The sequence below is a fragment of the Delftia sp. 11MD genome (assembly GCF_050907895.1).
In the GTDB taxonomy this organism is placed as follows: domain Bacteria; phylum Pseudomonadota; class Gammaproteobacteria; order Burkholderiales; family Burkholderiaceae_C; genus Comamonas; species Comamonas tsuruhatensis.
Genome location: NZ_CP194333.1, coordinates 6,061,687 through 6,079,391, shown reverse-complemented (window position 1 = coordinate 6,079,391; position 17,705 = coordinate 6,061,687). Strand labels below are relative to the sequence as shown.

The window sequence follows — 17,705 nt, the reverse complement described above, 5'->3', positions numbered from 1 at the left end:
TGGCGGCAATTATGACGACGATTGAAAACAAGCTTCAACAGATTCACGAACGGATTGCCTCGGCCTGCGCGCAGGCGGGCCGGGCGGCCGGCTCGGTGCAGTTGCTGTCCGTCTCCAAGACCTTCGGCCCCGACGCCGTGCGCCAGGCCGTGCTGGCCGGCGAGCGCAGCTTCGGCGAGAACTACATCCAGGAAGGCGTGGACAAGATCGCCGCCGTGCGCGCCATGGGCCTGCCGGGCGGCGAGGCCCTGCAATGGCATTGCATAGGCCCCATCCAGAGCAACAAGACGCGCCTGGTGGCCGAGCATTTCGATTGGGCCCAGACCGTGGACCGCCTGAAGATCGCCGAGCGCCTGTCGGCCCAGCGCCCCGAGGGCCTGGCGCCGCTGCAGGTCTGCATCCAGCTGAACGTGGATGGCGGCGAGACCAAGGCCGGCGTGGCGCCCCAGCAGGCGCTGGAGCTGGCCGCCGCCATCGTGCAGCTGCCGCGCCTGGTGCTGCGCGGCGTGATGAGCATTCCCGACGATGTGCCGGGCTTCGAGGCCCAGCGCGAGGTGCATGCCCGCGCCACGGCCGTGTTCACGCAGATCCGCGCCAGCGGCCTGCCGGGGCTGGAACGCTTCGACACGGTATCCATGGGGATGACGGGCGACCTGGAAGCGGCCGTGGCCGCCGGATCGACCATGGTGCGCGTGGGCAGCGGCATCTTCGGCCAACGAAACTACGCCCCGCATTGAGCGGGGCGTAGCTGGCTTGGCTGGCGGGGCAGGCCGCCTCAGCGCCCGCCTGGCCGCTTCATCTGGCAGTCCGTGGGCAGCTCCACCTGCTCGGGCGTGTAGACGGCGTCGGTGCGAAAGCCGTAGTTCGTGCCTTCCCAGCCGGTCTTGACCAGCTTGCCATCCACGGGCGCGATGGTGTTGACCACCTGGGGCAGCAGCAGCTGGTGGTCCTTGCCGCGCATGCGCACGGGGCCGACCACGGTGTCCATCTGCAGGTCCTCCAGGGCCAGCGCGATCTTCACAGGTTCGGTGGACTGTGCCTTGGCCATGGCGGCGGCCAGCATGCGCGGCACCAGGTCCATGCGCGGGGCCAGGAAGTCCTTGCCCATGCGGGCCTTGTATTCCTGGGCGCGGGCGTCGGCCAGCGGGCGGCCGGCCTGGCCCGGGTGCCATTCGGCCACCCAGGTCAGCTGGCCGATGCGGGTCTGGGCGAAGGATGTCACCGTGCCCGGCATGCCGCCCGCGCTGTGGTTGAAGTAGCGCAGGTCATAGCCCGAGTCGGCCGCCGACTTGAGCAGCAGGGTCAGGTCCTGCCCCCAGTTGCCCGTGATCACCGAGTCCGCACCCGTTTCCTTGATCTTGGCCACGTAGGGCGCGAAGTCCTTGACGCGGCCTATGGGGTGCAGCATCTCGCCCGTGAACTGGATGTCGGGCCGGGCCGCGCTCACCATCTGGCGCCCGTAGGCCGCCCACTGCTTGCCGTGGGCGTAGTCCTGGTTGAGCAGGTAGACCTTGCGGATGCCCGGCTGGGTCTTGATGTAGCTGGCAATCGCCTGCATGCGCATGGCGGTGTTGGCATCGAACATGAAATGCCAGAAGCTGCAGGCCTTGCCCGTCAGCTCGGGGTCGATGGAGGAGTGGTTGAGCACCAGCACCTCCTTGCCCGGATTGCGCTGGTTGTGGCGCGAGGCCGCCTGCACCAGGGCTGCCACCACCGACGAGCCCGATCCCCCGGTCACCACCACGCGCGCTCCCTGGTCTAGGGCTGCCTGCAGCGCGGCCTGGCTTTCCTGGGCCGAGAGCTTGCTGTCGAACTGCAGCAGCTGCAGCTTCGCCCCGTTGAACAGACCGCCCTTGGCGTTCACGTCCTCGACCGCGTACTGCACGTGGTCGCGCATCAGCTCGCCCGTGCTGACGAAGGGGCCGGACAGCGGGTCGATGAAGGCGATCTTGAAGGTCTCGCCGCCCTGGGCGTGGGCGGCCGTGGCGCACAGCAGGGCGGCGGCGAGTGCCATGGATGGCTGGGAATATCGTCGGATGCAATGGCGGCGGATCGGCATGTCTTGTCTCCTCGAAGGAATGGTCGTCAGTCCTTGCCGGGCGGCTCGGCCCGGGGCCGGCTGCGCCGTGCAGGCGTCTTTTTCGCGGGGGATGCGGCAATGGCTTCGGGCGCGGTGGCTGGCGCCGTGCGCAGGCCCAGCACGCGGCTGGCCAGCTCGGTCAGCTCGGCCACCATCTCGGCCGTGCCCAGGCGGCCGCCGGGGCGGTACCAGTTGTAGAGAAAGCCCGGCAGGCTGCAGGCGGCCTGGGCGGTGATGCGTGTCTCGCGAAAGTCCAGGTGGCCGCTGGCGCGGCCTTCTTCGAGCAGCGCGCAGAACTGGCGGTAGAACTGGCGCGCCAGCGTGCGCGAGGCCTTCATATACGCAGGGCTGAAGGCCTGGGGCTCGCGGTAGGGAAAGAAGGCCGCCGGATAGTGGGCAATGGTGGCCGCGATCAGGCGCTGCAGGCAGTCCACGGCCTTCTCGTGCGCGGCGCGCGGATCGTCGGCCGCGAAGTCCAGCACCGTGAAGCAGGCCTCGGTGGGCGCCCAGCACAGGGTCTCGAAGATCTCCTGCTTGTTGCGGAAGTAGTAGTAGACGAAGGGCTTGGTCACGCCCAGGGCCTGGACGATCTGCTCCATCGTGGTGTTGGCGTAGCCGTTGCGGTCGAACAGGGCCTCGGCCGCCTTGAGGATGCGTTCGCGCTTTTCATCGGAGCCGGCCGTGGGAAGGCGCTGGCGGCCGCGCGGGGTGACAGGGGGCTTGGGCATGCGGGAAATCTCGTGTCGCGTCGGTGGCTGCGATGGTTATACCGGTGGGTAGCAATGTTCTACCAGCGGGTATATATTGGCAAGCCGCTGGACCCCAAAACAAATCAAGGCTATCCCTTAGGACTGGTTCCGGGATCGCCAGACACCCAGGAGACAAGCATGGCGGATTCCGAGACCCTCATTCCCCTGCATGAGGCCCTGCGCCGCAATGCGCGCAACCACCCCGGCCGCGACGCCTACATCTGGTATGGCCGCCACATCAGCTGGGCCGAGATGGATGCGGCCAGCGACGCCTTTGCCGCGCGGCTGCAGGCGCTGGGCGTGGGCCGGGGAGAGCCCGTGGCGCTGTTCATGAACAACTGCCCGCAGTACATCGTGGCGCACTACGGCATCCAGAAGGTCGGCGCCATCGTCTGCCCCTGCGGGCCGCTGAACAAGGAGCATGAGCTGCAGTACCAGCTCGATGACCTCCAGGCCCGCGTCATCGTCGCGGCCGATGTGCTGCTGCCCGTGGTGGACAAGGTGCGCGCCAGCACGGCGCTCAGGCATGTGCTGGCCGTGCGTTATGGCGACTGGCTTCCTGAATCGGCCACGCTGGCGCTGCCGCCCGAACTGCAGGTCCCCGTGCAGCCGCTGCCCGAGGGCGTGGAATCGTTCTGGGATGTCATGCACAGCGGCGCCAAGCCCGTGCCCGTCGATGTCGCCATGGACGATGTCTCGCTGATGACCTATACCTCGGGCACGACGGGCCTGCCCAAGGGCGCCATGCTCAGCTACGGCAACGCGGCCAGCAAGACGGCCGGCGCCTCCAGCGCCACGGGCGTGAACGCCGGCGACATGCTGCTGGCCGTGGCGCCGCTCTATCACATTGCCGGCATGTCCATGGGCGTGAACATGCCCGTGCACAGCGGCGCCACCTGCGTGCTGCTGCACCGCTTCGACCCGCTGGCCGTGGCCCAGGCCCTGGAGCGCTACCGCGTGACCTGGTGGTACAGCATCGCGCCCATGAACGTGGCCGTGATGCAGCTGCCGGGCGTGGAGGCCATGGACTTTTCCGCGCTGCGCCGCAACACGGTGACCAGCTTCGGCATTGCCTACACCGAGGAGCTGGCGCGGCAGTGGAAGCGCTTCACCCCGAACTGCATCTCCAGCGAGGCGGCCTACGGCCTCAGCGAGACCCACACCATGGACACCACCATGCCGGGCGATGCCATCCGCTGGGGCACGCACGGCAAGCCGCTGCCCGGCAACGAGGTGCGCATCATCGACCCCGAGACCGGCGAGCCCCTGCCGGCCGGCGAAGTGGGCGAGATCACCATCCGCGGCCCCGGCAACTTCAAGGGCTACTGGAACAAGCCCGAGGCCACGGCCAGGACCCTGAAGAACGGCTGGGTCCACACGGGCGACATGGGCCGCTTGGACGCCGAGGGCTACCTGACCTTCATCGGCCGCTTCAAGGAAATGATCAAGGTCTCGGGCTACAGCGTCTTCCCCGAGGAGGTGGAGGCCATCCTCATCAAGCACCCGGCCGTGGCCCAGGCCGCCGTGATCGGTGTGCCCGACCCGCAAAAGGGTGAGGTCGTGCGCGCCTTCATCGTCACGCGGCCGGGCCAGCAGATCGCGGCCGAGGACCTGGTGCAGTGGTCGCGCGAGAACATGGCCAGCTACAAGGCGCCGCGCGAGGTGCGTTTCATCGAGGCGCTGCCTGCCACCGGAGCGGGCAAGGTGCTGCGTCGCTTGCTGCGCGATCAATGAGAAAGACCGAAGACCCATGTTCCAGAAGATCCTGATTGCCAACCGCGGCGAGATCGCGCTGCGCATCGTGCGCGCGCTGCGCGAGCTGGGTGTGCCCAGCCTGGCCGTCCATGCCGCAGACGATGCGCAGGCGCCGCATGTATCCGCTGCCGATGCAGCCGTGCCCCTGGACGCCAGCGGCCCCTCGGCCTACCTGGACGGCGCCCACCTGCTGCGCATTGCGCGCGAGCACGGCTGCGACGGCATCCATCCGGGCTACGGCTTTCTCAGCGAGAACGCCGGCTTTGCCCAGGCCTGCGCCGACGCGGGACTGCGCTTCATCGGCCCTGCACCCGCCCATCTGGCGCTGCTGGGCGACAAGGCCCGCGCACGCGATCTGGCGCGCCGCTGCGGCGTGCCGCTGATGCCGGGCAGCAGCGAGGCCGTCACGCTGGAACAGGCTCAGGCCTTCTTCGAGGCGCAGCAGGCCGGGGGCGCCAGCGGCATCATGGTCAAGGCCATCGGCGGCGGCGGCGGGCGCGGCATGCGCGCCGTGGCGCGTGCCGAGGACCTGCCCGCTGCCTACGAGCGCTGCCGCAGCGAGGCGCGCGCCGCCTTCGGCGTGGACGGTGTCTATGTGGAGCGTCTGATGACGGGCGCACGCCATATCGAGGTACAGATCCTGGGCGACGGCGGCGCAGGCCCCATCGCGCTGGGCGAGCGCGAATGCACGCTGCAGCGGCGCTTCCAGAAGCTGGTCGAGATCGCGCCCAGCCCCAGCCTGGCGCAGCCGCTGCGCGAGCGCATCACGCGCGACGCGCTGCGCATGGCCGCCGAGATCGGCTACGAGAGCCTGGGCACCTTCGAATTCCTGGTCGATGCCGCCTCCGACTCCCTGCCCTATGTCTTCATCGAGGCCAACCCGCGCCTGCAGGTCGAGCACACCATCACCGAGGAAGTCTTCGGCATCGACCTGGTGCAGACCCAGATCCGCATTGCGGCGGGCGATCACCTGGGCGAGCTGGGCCTGGATGCCAGGACACCCCCCGCGCCGCGCGGCTATGCCATGCAGTGGCGCATCAATGCCGAGACGCTGGATGCCGCAGGCCATTCGCGCCCCGGCAGCGGACGCATAGGCGCATTGCAGTGGCCGGCCGGCCCCGGCATCCGCATCGACACGCATGCGGTGGCGGGCGCCAGCCCCTCGCCGCACTACGACACGCTGCTGGCCAAGCTCATCGTGCACAGCAGCGGGCCGCGCTTCGAAGACGTGCTGCGCCGCGCACGCCGCGCGCTGGACGAATGCCGCATCGACGGGCTGGCCACCAACCTGCCGCTGCTGCAGGCGCTGGCCGGCCGGCCCGAGATGGCGTCGCAGGCCGTGCACACACGCTGGCTTGAAGAGGCCCTTCCAGAATTGGTGGCGGACGCCCAGGCGCTGGCCGAAGGCGCGCGCCGCACGGCCGTGGCCGCCGATGTTGCGATGACTGCCGAGGCTGCTGGCGCGCCGGTCCCCGAGGGCGCCCTCACGGCGCCCATGCCGGCGCGCATTGTCCAGTGGAGCGTGGCCGTGGGCGATGCCGTGTCCGCCGGTGCCGAGCTGGGCGTGCTCGAAGCCATGAAGATGGAGCATGTGCTGCTGGCGCCGCAGGCCGGCGCCATCACCCAACTGCTGGCCGAGGCCGGTGCTTATGTGGCCCAGGACCAGCCCCTGCTGGTGCTGGCCGCCGCCGAAGGCGTGCAGGCCGACGCACGCGCGCAGCAGATCGCCCAGGACCCGGACCACATCCGCGCCGACCTGCGCCGCGTCATCGACCGCCATGCCTTCACGCGCGATGCTGCCCGGCCCGAGGCCATGGCCAAACGCCATGCCCAGGGCGGCCGCAGCGCGCGCGAGAACATCGCCGATCTTTGCGATGAGGGCAGCTTCATCGAGTACGGCGCGCTGGCCATTGCCGCGCAGACGCGCCGGCGCAGCATGGACGACCTGATCGCCAACACGCCGGCCGACGGCATGGTCACGGGCATGGGCTCCATCAACGGCGCGCAGTTCGGCCAAGAGCGCTCGCGCGCCGTCGTCATGGCCTATGACGCCACCGTGCTGGCCGGCACCCAGGGCGCGCGCAACCATGCCAAGACCGACCGCATGCTGGGCATTGCGCTGGCGCAGAAGCTGCCCGTGGTGCTGTTCGCCGAAGGCGGCGGCGGGCGGCCCGGCGATACCGACACGCCCGTGGTCGCCGGCCTGCATGTGCACACCTTCGCGGCCTATGCGGCGCTGTCGGGCCAGGTGCCGGTGATCGGCATTGCACACGGCCGCTGCTTTGCGGGCAATGCAGCCCTGCTGGGCTGCAGCGACGTCATCATCGCCACGCGCGCCAGCACCATCGGCATGGGCGGGCCAGCCATGATCGAGGGCGGTGGCCTGGGCGTGTTCCGCCCTGAAGAGATAGGACCCAGCAGCGTGCAGCATGCCAATGGCGTGATCGACGTGCTGGTCGAGGACGAGGCCCAGGCCGTGGCTGCAGCGCGCCACTATCTTTCGTTCTTCCAGGGCCGCACCACGGAGTGGACCGCGCCCGACACGCGCGCCCTGCGCCATGTGGTGCCCGAGAACCGGCTGCGTGCCTATGACACGCGTGCGGCCATGGCGCATCTGGTGGACGAAGGCAGCCTGCTGCCGCTGCGCACGGGCTTTGGCGCAGGCATCCACACGGCGCTGGCGCGCATCGAAGGCCGGCCCGTGGGGCTGATGGCCAACAACCCCTCCCACCTGGGCGGCGCCATCGACGCCGATGCGGCCGACAAGGCCGCGCGCTTCATGCAGCTGTGCAACGCCCATGGCCTGCCCATCGTGAGCTTGGTGGACACGCCGGGCTTCATGGTCGGCCCCGAGATCGAGAAGACCGCCCAGGTGCGCCATGTCAGCCGCCTGTTCGTCACGGCGGCCAAGCTGCGCGTGCCGTATTTCAGCGTGGTGCTGCGCAAGGGCTACGGCCTGGGGGCCATGGGCATGACGGCGGGCAGCTTCCATGCGCCGGTGTTCAACGTGGCCTGGCCCACGGGCGAGTTCGGCGCCATGGGTCTGGAAGGCGCCGTGCGCCTGGGCTTTCGCAAGGAACTGCAGGCCCTGCCCGAGGGCGCCGAACGCAACGCCCTGTTCGACCGGCTGCTGGCCCAGCAGTACGCCCACGGCGAGGCCATGCACATGGCCGGCACGCTGGAGATCGACGCCGTCATCGACCCCGCCGACACGCGCGTCTGGCTGTCGCGCGGCCTGGCGGGGGCGCGCGTGGCACCCGCCCAGGCGGGCTTCGTGGACACCTGGTAGGCCCTGAAAACGCGGCAGGCGGCGTGCTAAGCTGATCCTCTTTTCGACGAACACGATGGCGGGCCCGCTCAAGCGGGCCCCGCTGCCTCTGGAGACCTTCCCATGCCCGGACTTCTGCCCGATATCGATCCCGACGGCCTGCTCGAATTCTCGGTGGTCTACACCGACCGCGCGCTCAACCACATGTCCAAGCGCTTCGCGGGCGTGATGCAGGACATCCTCACCACGCTGCAGGAGGTCTACCACGCCCACACGGCCGTGCTGGTGCCGGGCAGCGGCACCTTCGGCATGGAGGCCGTGGCGCGCCAGTTCGCCAACCGCGAAAAGGTGCTCATCGTGCGCAACGGCTGGTTCAGTTACCGCTGGACGCAGATCTTCGAGGAAGGCGGCCTGGGCGGTGGCGCCGTGGTCTGCAAGGCCCGCCGCCAGGGCCCGGGCAGCCAGGACCCCTGGGCGCCTTGCGCGGCCGAGGACGTGGCCGCCGCCATCCGCACCGAGAAGCCCAAGGTCGTGTTCGCGCCCCATGTGGAGACGGCCAGCGGCATCATCCTCAGCGACAGCTACCTGCGCGCCGTGGCCGATGCCGCGCACGAGGTGGGTGCGCTCTTCGTGCTGGACTGCGTGGCCTCGGGCGCCATGTGGGTGGACATGGAAAAGACCGGCGTGGACGTGCTGATCAGCGCGCCGCAAAAGGGCTGGAGCAGCTCGCCGTGCTGCGCCATGGTCATGCTCTCGCAGCGCGCGCGCGAAGCCATCGAGCACACGCAAAGCTCCAGCTTCTCCTGCGACCTCAAGAAGTGGATGCAGATCGCCGAGGGCTACGAAAAAGGCCAGCACGCCTACCACACCACCATGCCCACCGACGCCCTGGTCCGCCTGCGCGACGTGATGCTGGAGACGCGCGCCTACGGCTTCGCCAAGGTGCGCGACGAGCAGATCGCCCTGGGCGCCAAGGTGCGCGCCCTGCTGGAGTCGCGCGGCTTTCCCAGCGTGGCGGCCGAAGGCTGGAAGGCCCCTGGCGTGGTCGTCAGCTACACCACCGACCCCGGCATCCAGAGCGGCAAGAAGTTCATGGAAGCCGGCCTGCAGACCGCCTCGGGCGTGCCCCTGCAGTGCGACGAAGGCCCGGACTTCAAGACCTTCCGCATCGGCCTGTTCGGCCTGGAAAAATGGCATAACGTGGACCGCACCGTCGGCCACATCGCCAAAGCGCTGGACGACATCGGTGTCCCCGCCAAGGCGTGAACCGAACCCGCTGCAAACATTGCATTGAAAGAGCCCTCATGAACAAGACCCTCACCACCCTGGCCGCCTCCTGCGGCCTGATGCTCGCCGCACTGACCGGCGTGGCGGCCCATGCGGCCGAACCCGTCACCACGGCCAGCGGCCTGGTCTATGAAAGCCTCAAGGAAGGCACAGGCGCCAGCCCCAAGGCCAGCGACACGGTGCGCGTGCACTACCGCGGCTACTTCCCCGACACGGGCAAGGACTTCGACAGCTCCATCACGCGCGGCCAGCCCATCGAGTTCCCCCTGACCGGCGTGATTCCCTGCTGGACCGAAGGCGTGCAGAAGATGAAGGTCGGCGGCAAGGCCAAGCTGACCTGCCCGCCCTCCATCGCCTACGGCAGCCGTGGCGCGGGCAGCGTGATCCCGCCCAACGCCACGCTGAACTTCGAGGTGGAACTGCTGGGCATCAAGTGATGGCCGGCCCGCTGGCCGGGCCATCCCCCGCCTGATGCGAAGCCGGCCTGCGGGCCGGCTTTTTCACGGTCGCTGAAAGGAAGACGTCGTGGACCCACGCAAACCGCTGGACGCGCGCGCCGCCGCGCTGATGCTCATGCTGTGCCTGATCTGGAGCCTGCAGCAGATCCTGCTCAAGGCCACGGCCGATGCCATCGCGCCCACGCTGCAGATCGCGCTGCGCTCGGGCGCGGGCGCCGTGCTGGTGTGGCTGTTCATGCGCTGGCGCGGCATGCGCGTGCAGTGGGGCGACGGCAGCTGGCGCCCGGGCCTGGCCGTGGGCACGCTGTTTGCGCTGGAATTCCTGCTGGTGGGCGAGAGCATCAACCACACCTCGGCCGCCCATGTGGTGGTCTTCCTGTATTCCGCTCCCGTGTTCGCGGCGCTGGGCCTGCACTGGAAGCTGCCCTCGGAGCGCCTGGCGCCGCTGCAATGGCTGGGCATCGCACTGGCCTTTGCCGGCATAGCGCTGGCCTTCCTGGGCGGCGGCAAGCCTTCGAAGGCAGCCGGCGCCGCCATGCTGCTGGGCGACCTGCTGGCGCTGGCCGCCGGCGTGGCCTGGGGCGCCACCACGGTGGCCATCCGCACCACGCGGCTGGCATCGCTGCCCGCCGCGCAGACCCTGCTCTACCAGCTGGCCGCCGGCTTTGCGCTGCTGCTGCCCGCCGCCTTCCTGCTGGGCCAGACCCGCTTCGAGCCCACGCCCCTGGCCTGGGCCGGCCTGGCCTTCCAGTCCGTGCTGGTCTGCTTCGTGAGCTTCCTGGTCTGGTTCTGGCTGCTCACGCAATACCTGGCCTCGCGCCTGGGCGTGTTCTCTTTCATGACGCCCATCTTCGGCGTGGTCTTCGGGGCCTGGCTGCTGAGCGAGCCCATCGAGCCCAACTTCCTGGCCGGGGCACTGATGGTGCTGGCGGGGGTGCTGCTGGTGAGCGGGTATGGGTGGCTGATGTCGCTCAGGCGTCCTGCCTGACCAGTCCCAGTCGCCGCGCCAGCCGCTGCAGGTTGGCGCGGTCCATCTGCAGCTCGCGTGCGGCGGCGGCCCAGCTGCCGTGGTGGCGCTGCAGGCTGGCCTTGATCAGCTGGCGTTCGTAGCTCTCCACGGCATTGCGCAGGCCTTGGGAGCTGGCGCCGGGCGATGCGACCTGTGGGACGGGCAGGGTCGGGGTGGCCGTCGCCGGGGGCTGCGCGTCATCCCGGAGATCGGCCTGCCCCAGCGTGACCATGCGTGCCCGGCCACCGGCCGGAGTGCCGGAGGGCGCACGGCTGAGCGCCCGCAGCACGCCGCGGCTGATAAGGTGCTCCAGTTCCCGGACATTGCCGGGCCAGTCCTGGGCGAGCAAGGCCGATTGCGCAGCGGGGTGCAGGCGCAGTCCGCCCAGGCCCAGGCGGGAACGGTTTTCCTCGAGGAAGAAGCCGGCCAGCATCAGCACGTCGCTGTCGCGCTCGCGCAGCGCGGGCACGCGCAGCGGGTAGACGCTCAGGCGGTGGAAGAAATCGGCGCGCATGCGGCCTGCTGCCACCTCGGCGGCCAGGTCGCGGTTGGTGGCGGCGATCACGCGCACGTCCACATGGTGCTCGCGGTCCGAACCCAGGCGCTGCAGCTGTCCGCTTTGCAGCACGCGCAGCAGCTTGGCCTGCACGGGCAGGGACAGCTCGCCCACTTCGTCCAGGAACAGCGTGCCCTGGTCGGCCTGCTCGAACTTGCCGCTGCGCTCGGACAGCGCGCCCGTGAAGGCGCCGCGCACATGGCCGAACAGCTCGCTTTCGACCAGGTTGTCGGGCAGGGCCGCGCAGTTGATGCTGACCAGCGCCCGGCCCGCGCGCGCCGACTGGGCATGCACGGCCTGGGCCACCAGTTCCTTGCCCGTGCCGGTCTCGCCCGTGATCAGCACGTTGAGGTCGCTGGCCGCGACCAGGGCGATGTCCTTTTGCAGCGCGCGCATGGCCGGGCTCTGGCCGATCAGCGGACGTGATGAATCGCCCCCCGGGGCGGCGCCGGGTGCGGGCAGGGCGCGCGCACTGCGCGCCAACCGGCGCAGCCGCTCGGCCGTGGTCACGGTGGCCGCCGCCAGGTTGCTGAAGGCCTGCAGCGCCGCCAGCGCGGCCGGGTCGGCAAAGCGCCCCGGGTCCAGCGCGTCCAGCGTGAGCAGGCCCCAGGGCAGGCCGCCGGTCTGCAGCACGCAGCCCATGCAGTCGTGCACCTCCAGCGGCCCGTGGCCCTGGGCCACCAGGCCGTCATAGGGATCGGGCAGCGGGCTGTCTGGCGCAAAGCGCATGGCCTGGCCCGCGGCCAGCAGCTGGGCGAAGCGCGGGTGCTCGGCAATGCGAAAGCGCCGGCCCAGCGCATCGGGCACCAGGCCGTCGATGGCCACGGGCCGCAGCCACTCGCCTTCCAGGCGCAGCAGGGCGGCGGCATCGGCCGGCAGCACGGCGCGCAGGGCTGCCAGCAGGCGGCGAAAGCGCTCGCGCTCGGGCAGGTCCTGGGCCAGGTCGGCCACCAGGGGGGTGAGGGCGTGCAGGGCGGTGGATGTGGTCATAAAGACTGCGATTGCTGTCAAAAGGACTCGATTTGACGAGAGTCATATTGACGCATGAAACGCCAAGCCCTTGTTCTTCAAGGGTCGCGGGACTGGCACGGGCCTTGCCTTTGCCAAGGCATGTCCGGCATCGCACCGGGCATGTCCGTCCCCGTACCCAAGGAGTTTCCCGTGCTGACCGACCGCCAACGTGCCATCGTCCAATCCACCGTTCCGCTGCTTGAAACCGGCGGCGAAGCGCTGATCACGCATTTCTACCAAACCATGCTGGGCGAGTACCCCGAGGTGCGCGCCCTGTTCAACATGGCCCACCAGCAAAGCGGCGCCCAGCCGCGTGCCCTGGCCTACAGCGTGCTCATGTACGCCAGGCACATCGACCGGCTGGACGCCCTGGGCGACCTGCCCGCGCAGATCATCAACAAGCACGTTGCGCTGCAGGTGCAGCCCGAGCACTACCCCATCGTCGGCACCTGCCTGCTGCGCGCCATCCGCGAAGTGCTGGGCGCCGAGATCGCCACCGACGAGGTCATAGCCGCCTGGGGCGCCGCCTACCAGCAGCTGGCCGACATCCTGATCGGCGCCGAGCGCCAGGCCTATGACCGCACGGCGGCGGCCGAAGGCGGCTGGCGCGGCGAGCGCGCCTTCGTGGTCGAGGACAAGGTGCAGGAAAGCGCCGAGATCACGTCCTTCTACCTGGTGCCCGCCGACGGCGGCCCCGTGATCGCCCACCAGCCCGGCCAGTACATCGGCCTGCGCCTGGTGGTGGACGGCCAGGAGCAGCGGCGCAACTACTCCCTGTCCGCACCCGCAGACGGGCGCAGCCTGCGCATCAGCGTCAAGCGCGAGGCGGGTGGCAAGGTCTCCAACTTCCTGCACGACCGGGTCCGGGTCGGCGACACGCTGCAGCTGTTCCCGCCCGCAGGCCACTTCACGCTGCAGCCCGGCGAGCGCCCGCTGGTGCTGATCAGCGGCGGCGTGGGCATCACGCCGACCCTGCCCATGCTGGACGCGGCCTTGCCGACCCGGCGGCCCGTGGTCTTCATCCACTGCGCACGCGAGCGCGGGGTGCATGCCTTCCGCGAGCATGTGGATGCGCTGGCTGCCGTGCATCCGCAGCTCACCCGTTACTACTGCTATGACCGGGCGGAGGAGGGCGATGGGGTCGATGCGCAGGGCCTGCTGACCGCCCGCCAGCTGGGTGAATGGCTGCCCGCCGTGGATGCCGATGTCTATTTCCTGGGGCCTCGGCCGTTCATGCGGTCGGTGAAGGAATCGTTGAAGGCCCTGGGGGTGCCGCAGGAGCAGGTGCGGTATGAGTTTTTTGGGCCGGCCGAGGCGCTCCAGTAGGCTTTGCCGGAGCCTGCCCTGGGTGGTTCCTGGCTCTGCCGCACCCCTGGCATGCCTTTGTCGCGCCCTTGTCGCGCCCCTTGTAGCACCTCTGTGGCAAGAGGCGCGACAAGGTCCGAAGGCTCAGCGGTAGAAGGCTTGCACGGTGCCCTTGAGCTTGATCAGCAAGGGCCTGCCCTTGCGATCCACCGTCTTGCCCGCGGGCACCTTGATCCATCCCTCGCTCACGCAATACTCCTCCACGTCGAACCGCTCCTTGCCGTTGAAGCGGATGCCGATGTCGTGCTCGAACACGGCCGCCACGTGGTGCGGGCTGCGCGGGTCGATGGACAGGTGGTCGGGCAGGGCGGGGCGCTCGGCGGATGCGTTGGCGTCGGTCATGGTCTTGTTCTCGCAAGAGGGTTCTGAAGAAAGCCGGTATTGTCCGCGCAATCCGGGGTCAGGCGCTGGCTGACAGGCATTGGCGGCAGGCATCGCCACGCGGGGCCCGGCGGGCGTCGTATGCTGCGCTCCATGCTGTCGCCAGAGCAACGTCAAACACTGAAGTCGGCCAAGCGCCTGCCGCTGGCGTTGCTGCTGCTCATGGCGCTGGGCTTCGTGGCCTCGTCGGTGGCGGCAGCGCACTGGCAGCAGGTGCCGCTGTGGCTGGCCTGCATCAAGGCCGTGACCGAGGCCTCGCTGGTCGGCGCGCTGGCCGACTGGTTTGCGGTGTCTGCCCTGTTCCGGCACATTCCGCTGCCCGTGGTCGGGCGCCACACGGCCATCATTCCGCGCAACAAGGACCGCATCGGGCTGAACCTGGCGAATTTCGTGCGCGACAAGTTCCTGGACGGGCCTTCGCTGGTGGCGCTGATCGAGCGCCATGATCCCGCGCGCGTGCTGGCGGGCTGGCTGACCTCACCGGCCAACAGCACGCTGCTGGGGCGGCAGGTGGCGCGGCTTGCGCTGGCGGCGCTGGAGATGGTGCAGGACCGGCAGGTGGAGCGCTTTCTCTCGCACTCGTTCAAGGCCTTGCTGGAGCATCTGGACCTGCCGCGCGCGGCGGCGGACCTGCTGTCGGGCCTGACCCAGGACGGGCGCCACCAGGCCGTGCTCGACGATGTGCTGGCGCGCGTCAGCGGCGTGCTGCGCGAATCCGAGACCCATGTGCTGATCGCCCGGACCATCGTGCTGTGGCTCAAGCGCGAGCATCCGCTCAAGGAGAAGATGCTGCCCACGGACTGGCTCGGCGACAAGGGTGCCACGGCCATCGCCGGGGCGCTGGACAGCCTGCTGCAGGACATCGCCAACGATCCCGGGCACCACATGCGCAAGGCGTTCGATGCCTCCGTGCAGCGGCTGATTGACCGGCTGCAGTCCGACCCGTCCATGGCCGATCGCGCCGAGCGCCTGCGCGACTACCTGCTGCACGACGAGAAGCTGGCCGGCTACCTGCGTTCGCTGTGGCTGGGCCTGCGCGCCAGGCTGCAGGCCGACCTGGCCAACGAGCATTCGCAGGTGGCGCGCAAGACCGCGGCCATGGGCCGCTGGCTGGGCCAGTCGCTGGCGCATGACGAGGCGCTGCGCCACTCCATGAACGAACGCCTCAAGCGCTGGGCCCAGGCGCTGGCGCCCGATGTCTCGCAGTTCCTGGCCCAGCACATCGCCGACACCGTGCGGCGCTGGGATGCGCGCGAACTGTCCGAGCTGATCGAGCTGCACATCGGCAAGGACCTGCAGTACATCCGCATCAATGGCACCGTGGTCGGCGGTGCCGTGGGGCTGCTGCTGTTCCTGGTCTCCAATGCGGGGCGGCTGTGGTCCTGATCTTCGTATCAGGATGTTGCCTGCGGGCCACATCGGGCCAACTTTACAAAGCCGCCGTGTTCGCCGGAACGCCGTGAATCGGGCCGGGCGCTGCACGCGCCCGGGCACTGGCGGCCCTGCATGTCATTGATGAAAAAGGCAACATTCAGCATCCTGAATGAATTGCTCACAGATCGGTGCGCTTGTAAAGAAAAACAGCAGCTGCGCTGCCGTCGGCCAGGCCGTTGTCGGCGGGAAAATAAAATAAGAACGATTCGCACTCATCAAAAACAACAGAGCGGATGCGCACCCCGGTCGTTCGACCGTCCGTGATTCTTCTTGCGAGCTTTCCCATGCACAACTGCACAGCCCCCGCGGCGGGCCGTGGCTTTGCCCTGTCCGCCCTTTGCACCTCCTTGCGTGCTTCGTTTCCCTCCACCGTCGCTCCCCTGCGCCGCACCGCGCTGGGCGCCTGCCTGGGCCTGCTGGCCTCGGGCAGCGCGCTGGCCCAGGCAGCAGGCGGGGCCGCGCTGGAAACCCTGGTCGTGACGGCCAGCGGCTTCGAGCAGGAGATCAGCCAGGCGCCGGCCTCGATCTCGGTGATCACGCGCCAGGAACTGGAGCAGGGCGCCTACCGCAACCTGCACGATGCCCTGCGCGATGTGCCCGGCGTGATCCTCACGCCCTCGGACAACAACTCCAACGACATCTCGTTGCGCGGCATGGGCGCCAACTACACCCTGATCCTGGTGGACGGCAAGCGCATGAGCACGCGCGAGACCCAGACCAACGGCAGCACGGGCACGGACCAGAGCTGGATTCCGCCGCTGGAGGCCATCGAGCGCATCGAGGTGGTGCGCGGCCCCATGTCCTCGCTGTACGGCTCGGACGCCATGGGCGGCGTGATCAACGTCATCACGCGCAAGGTGGCGAAGAACTGGCATGGCTCGGTGCGCGCCGACGCCACGCTGCAGGAGCGCTCCACCTCGGGCGATGCCTACCAGACCAACTTCTACCTGTCAGGCCCGATCAAGACCGACCTGCTGGGCCTGAGCCTGTACGGCAACTACAGCAAGCGCGACCAGGACCGCATCTACCAGGGCTACAACAAGAGCGACAACCGTTCGCTGAACCTGCGCCTGGCGCTGACCCCCAGCAAGGACCACGACCTGATCGCCGAGATCGGCACTTCGCGCCAGCACTTCGTTTCGTCGCCTGGCATGACCCTGCTGCCCACCGATGCGCCCAGCGACCGCAAGTTCGAGCGCGAGAACTACTCGCTGCAGCACAAGGGCCGCTGGGGCTGGGCTTCCTCCGACACCTATCTGCAGCGCGAGGAAACGCGCAACCTGTCGCGCGACATGACCATCAGGAACACGGTGTTCAACAGCAGCTGGGTGGCGCCGCTGGGCCGCCAGCACCTGCTGACCACGGGCGTGTACTACAACCAGCAGGACCTGCGCGACACGACGACCAATACGCTGCCGGGCTCGGCGCGCACCACGGCCGATCGCACGCAGTACGCCTGGTTCGCCGAGGACGAGTGGCGCCTGCGCGAGAACTTCGCCCTGACCGGCGGCCTGCGCTACGACCACGACAGCAAGGGCGGATCGCAATGGAGCCCGCGCCTGTACGGCGTGTGGAACCTCGACGCGCAATGGACCGTCAAGGGCGGCGTGTCCACCGGCTTTCGCGCGCCCTCGCTGCGCCAGACCCTGGGCGACTGGGGCCAGTCCAGCCGCGGCGGCAACATCTACGGCAACCCCGACCTGAAGCCCGAAACCTCGCTGAGCAAGGAACTGGGCTTGCTCTACAACAACGGCGCCGGCCTGTCGGCAGGCCTGACGGTGTTCGACAACGAGTTCAACGACAAGATCACGCGCATCGCCTGCCCGGAGTGCGGACCGGCCAATTCCTCGGGCAACACGCCCACCACCAACGTCAATATCGACAAGGCCATCACGCGCGGCGTCGAAGCCACGTTCAAGGCCCCGCTGGCGCGCACGCTGGACCTGAGCAGCAGCTACACCTTCACCAAGTCCGAGCAAAAGAGCGGCGAGTTCGCGGGGCAGCCGCTGAGCCAGCTGCCGCGCCACATGCTCAACCTGGCGCTGAACTGGAAGCCTTCGCAGCAATGGGCGGGCTGGGCCAAGCTGTCCTACCGGGGCAAGGAAAGCCAGCCCACGGGCGGCCGTTCGGCGCGCACCTGGGTGGCCGGCAGCTATGCCATGTTCGACATGGGCGGCTCCTACAACTACAGCAAGGACGTGACCTTCTACGCAGGCATCTACAACCTGTTCGACAAGGACGTGTACTACGAGGACTACGCCACGGTGCAGGACGGCCGGCGCTACTGGATCGGCATGAACGTGAAGTTCTAGGCATCCCGGCCGCAAGGGCGGCCGCTGCCCGTGGCCTGCG

Annotated in this window: 14 protein-coding genes; 9 read left to right on the top strand and 5 right to left on the bottom strand. The window is 69.0% G+C overall.

Annotated elements, in window-relative coordinates:
• Positions 1 to 11: 11 nt before the first annotated feature.
• The gene (locus ACRSCF_RS27765; RefSeq protein WP_034363499.1) at positions 12 to 737 is read left to right on the top strand and encodes a YggS family pyridoxal phosphate-dependent enzyme; all 726 of its coding nucleotides are present in this window, start codon (positions 12 to 14) and stop codon (positions 735 to 737) included.
• A gap of 38 nt (positions 738 to 775) precedes the next feature.
• Here the strand turns inward: ACRSCF_RS27765 and ACRSCF_RS27760 are convergent, their stop codons facing one another.
• Positions 776 to 2,059, bottom strand: a complete 1,284-nt coding sequence (locus ACRSCF_RS27760) for a branched-chain amino acid ABC transporter substrate-binding protein (protein WP_034363502.1) — start codon at positions 2,057 to 2,059, stop codon at positions 776 to 778.
• Positions 2,060 to 2,085: 26 nt separating this feature from the next.
• Positions 2,086 to 2,808 (bottom strand): TetR/AcrR family transcriptional regulator, encoded by a 723-nt coding sequence (locus tag ACRSCF_RS27755; RefSeq protein ID WP_034363504.1) that lies wholly within the window; start codon positions 2,806 to 2,808, stop codon positions 2,086 to 2,088.
• 159 nt (positions 2,809 to 2,967) lie between these two features.
• Between ACRSCF_RS27755 and ACRSCF_RS27750 the strand changes: the two genes are divergently transcribed.
• The 5 genes from ACRSCF_RS27750 (at position 2,968) to ACRSCF_RS27730 (ending at position 10,585) form a co-directional block, all read left to right on the top strand.
• The gene (locus ACRSCF_RS27750; protein ID WP_034363507.1) at positions 2,968 to 4,563 is read left to right on the top strand and encodes an AMP-binding protein; all 1,596 of its coding nucleotides are present in this window, start codon (positions 2,968 to 2,970) and stop codon (positions 4,561 to 4,563) included.
• 16 nt (positions 4,564 to 4,579) lie between these two features.
• The gene (locus tag ACRSCF_RS27745; RefSeq protein WP_244387599.1) at positions 4,580 to 7,873 is read left to right on the top strand and encodes a carboxyl transferase domain-containing protein; all 3,294 of its coding nucleotides are present in this window, start codon (positions 4,580 to 4,582) and stop codon (positions 7,871 to 7,873) included.
• 102 nt (positions 7,874 to 7,975) lie between these two features.
• Positions 7,976 to 9,118, top strand: coding sequence for a pyridoxal-phosphate-dependent aminotransferase family protein (locus tag ACRSCF_RS27740; RefSeq protein ID WP_012203005.1), 1,143 nt, complete (start codon positions 7,976 to 7,978; stop codon positions 9,116 to 9,118).
• A gap of 38 nt (positions 9,119 to 9,156) precedes the next feature.
• Positions 9,157 to 9,576 carry an FKBP-type peptidyl-prolyl cis-trans isomerase gene (locus tag ACRSCF_RS27735; protein WP_016446675.1) on the top strand — a complete coding sequence of 140 codons (420 nt, stop codon included), beginning with the start codon at positions 9,157 to 9,159 and terminating at the stop codon, positions 9,574 to 9,576.
• 88 nt (positions 9,577 to 9,664) lie between these two features.
• Entirely contained in the window at positions 9,665 to 10,585 is a 921-nt protein-coding gene (locus ACRSCF_RS27730) for a DMT family transporter (RefSeq protein ID WP_034363509.1), read from the top strand.
• On the opposite strand, the gene norR is transcribed toward ACRSCF_RS27730, so the two are convergent.
• Positions 10,569 to 12,152: a nitric oxide reductase transcriptional regulator NorR gene (norR, locus tag ACRSCF_RS27725; RefSeq protein WP_244387598.1), complete on the bottom strand. Its 1,584-nt coding sequence runs from the start codon at positions 12,150 to 12,152 to the stop codon at positions 10,569 to 10,571. The genes ACRSCF_RS27730 and norR overlap by 17 nt on opposite strands.
• A gap of 120 nt (positions 12,153 to 12,272) precedes the next feature.
• On the opposite strand from norR, the gene hmpA reads away from it, so the two are divergent.
• On the top strand, positions 12,273 to 13,499 hold the full coding sequence (hmpA, locus tag ACRSCF_RS27720) for an NO-inducible flavohemoprotein (RefSeq protein WP_017407870.1): 1,227 nt from the start codon (positions 12,273 to 12,275) through the stop codon (positions 13,497 to 13,499).
• A gap of 123 nt (positions 13,500 to 13,622) precedes the next feature.
• On the opposite strand, the gene ACRSCF_RS27715 is transcribed toward hmpA, so the two are convergent.
• Positions 13,623 to 13,880, bottom strand: coding sequence for a DUF3297 family protein (locus tag ACRSCF_RS27715; RefSeq protein ID WP_016446670.1), 258 nt, complete (start codon positions 13,878 to 13,880; stop codon positions 13,623 to 13,625).
• Between the two features lie 120 nt (positions 13,881 to 14,000).
• On the opposite strand from ACRSCF_RS27715, the gene ACRSCF_RS27710 reads away from it, so the two are divergent.
• Positions 14,001 to 15,305 (top strand): DUF445 domain-containing protein, encoded by a 1,305-nt coding sequence (locus tag ACRSCF_RS27710; protein ID WP_082254105.1) that lies wholly within the window; start codon positions 14,001 to 14,003, stop codon positions 15,303 to 15,305.
• 166 nt (positions 15,306 to 15,471) lie between these two features.
• Here the strand turns inward: ACRSCF_RS27710 and ACRSCF_RS27705 are convergent, their stop codons facing one another.
• Entirely contained in the window at positions 15,472 to 15,639 is a 168-nt protein-coding gene (locus ACRSCF_RS27705) for a hypothetical protein (RefSeq protein WP_156180070.1), read from the bottom strand.
• Here ACRSCF_RS27705 and ACRSCF_RS27700 point away from each other — a divergent pair.
• Complete coding sequence (locus tag ACRSCF_RS27700; protein ID WP_034363511.1) at positions 15,638 to 17,665, top strand: ligand-gated channel protein; 2,028 nt, start codon at positions 15,638 to 15,640, stop codon at positions 17,663 to 17,665. The two genes, ACRSCF_RS27705 and ACRSCF_RS27700, sit on opposite strands and share 2 nt — an antisense overlap.
• The last annotated feature ends 40 nt before the right edge of the window (positions 17,666 to 17,705 follow it).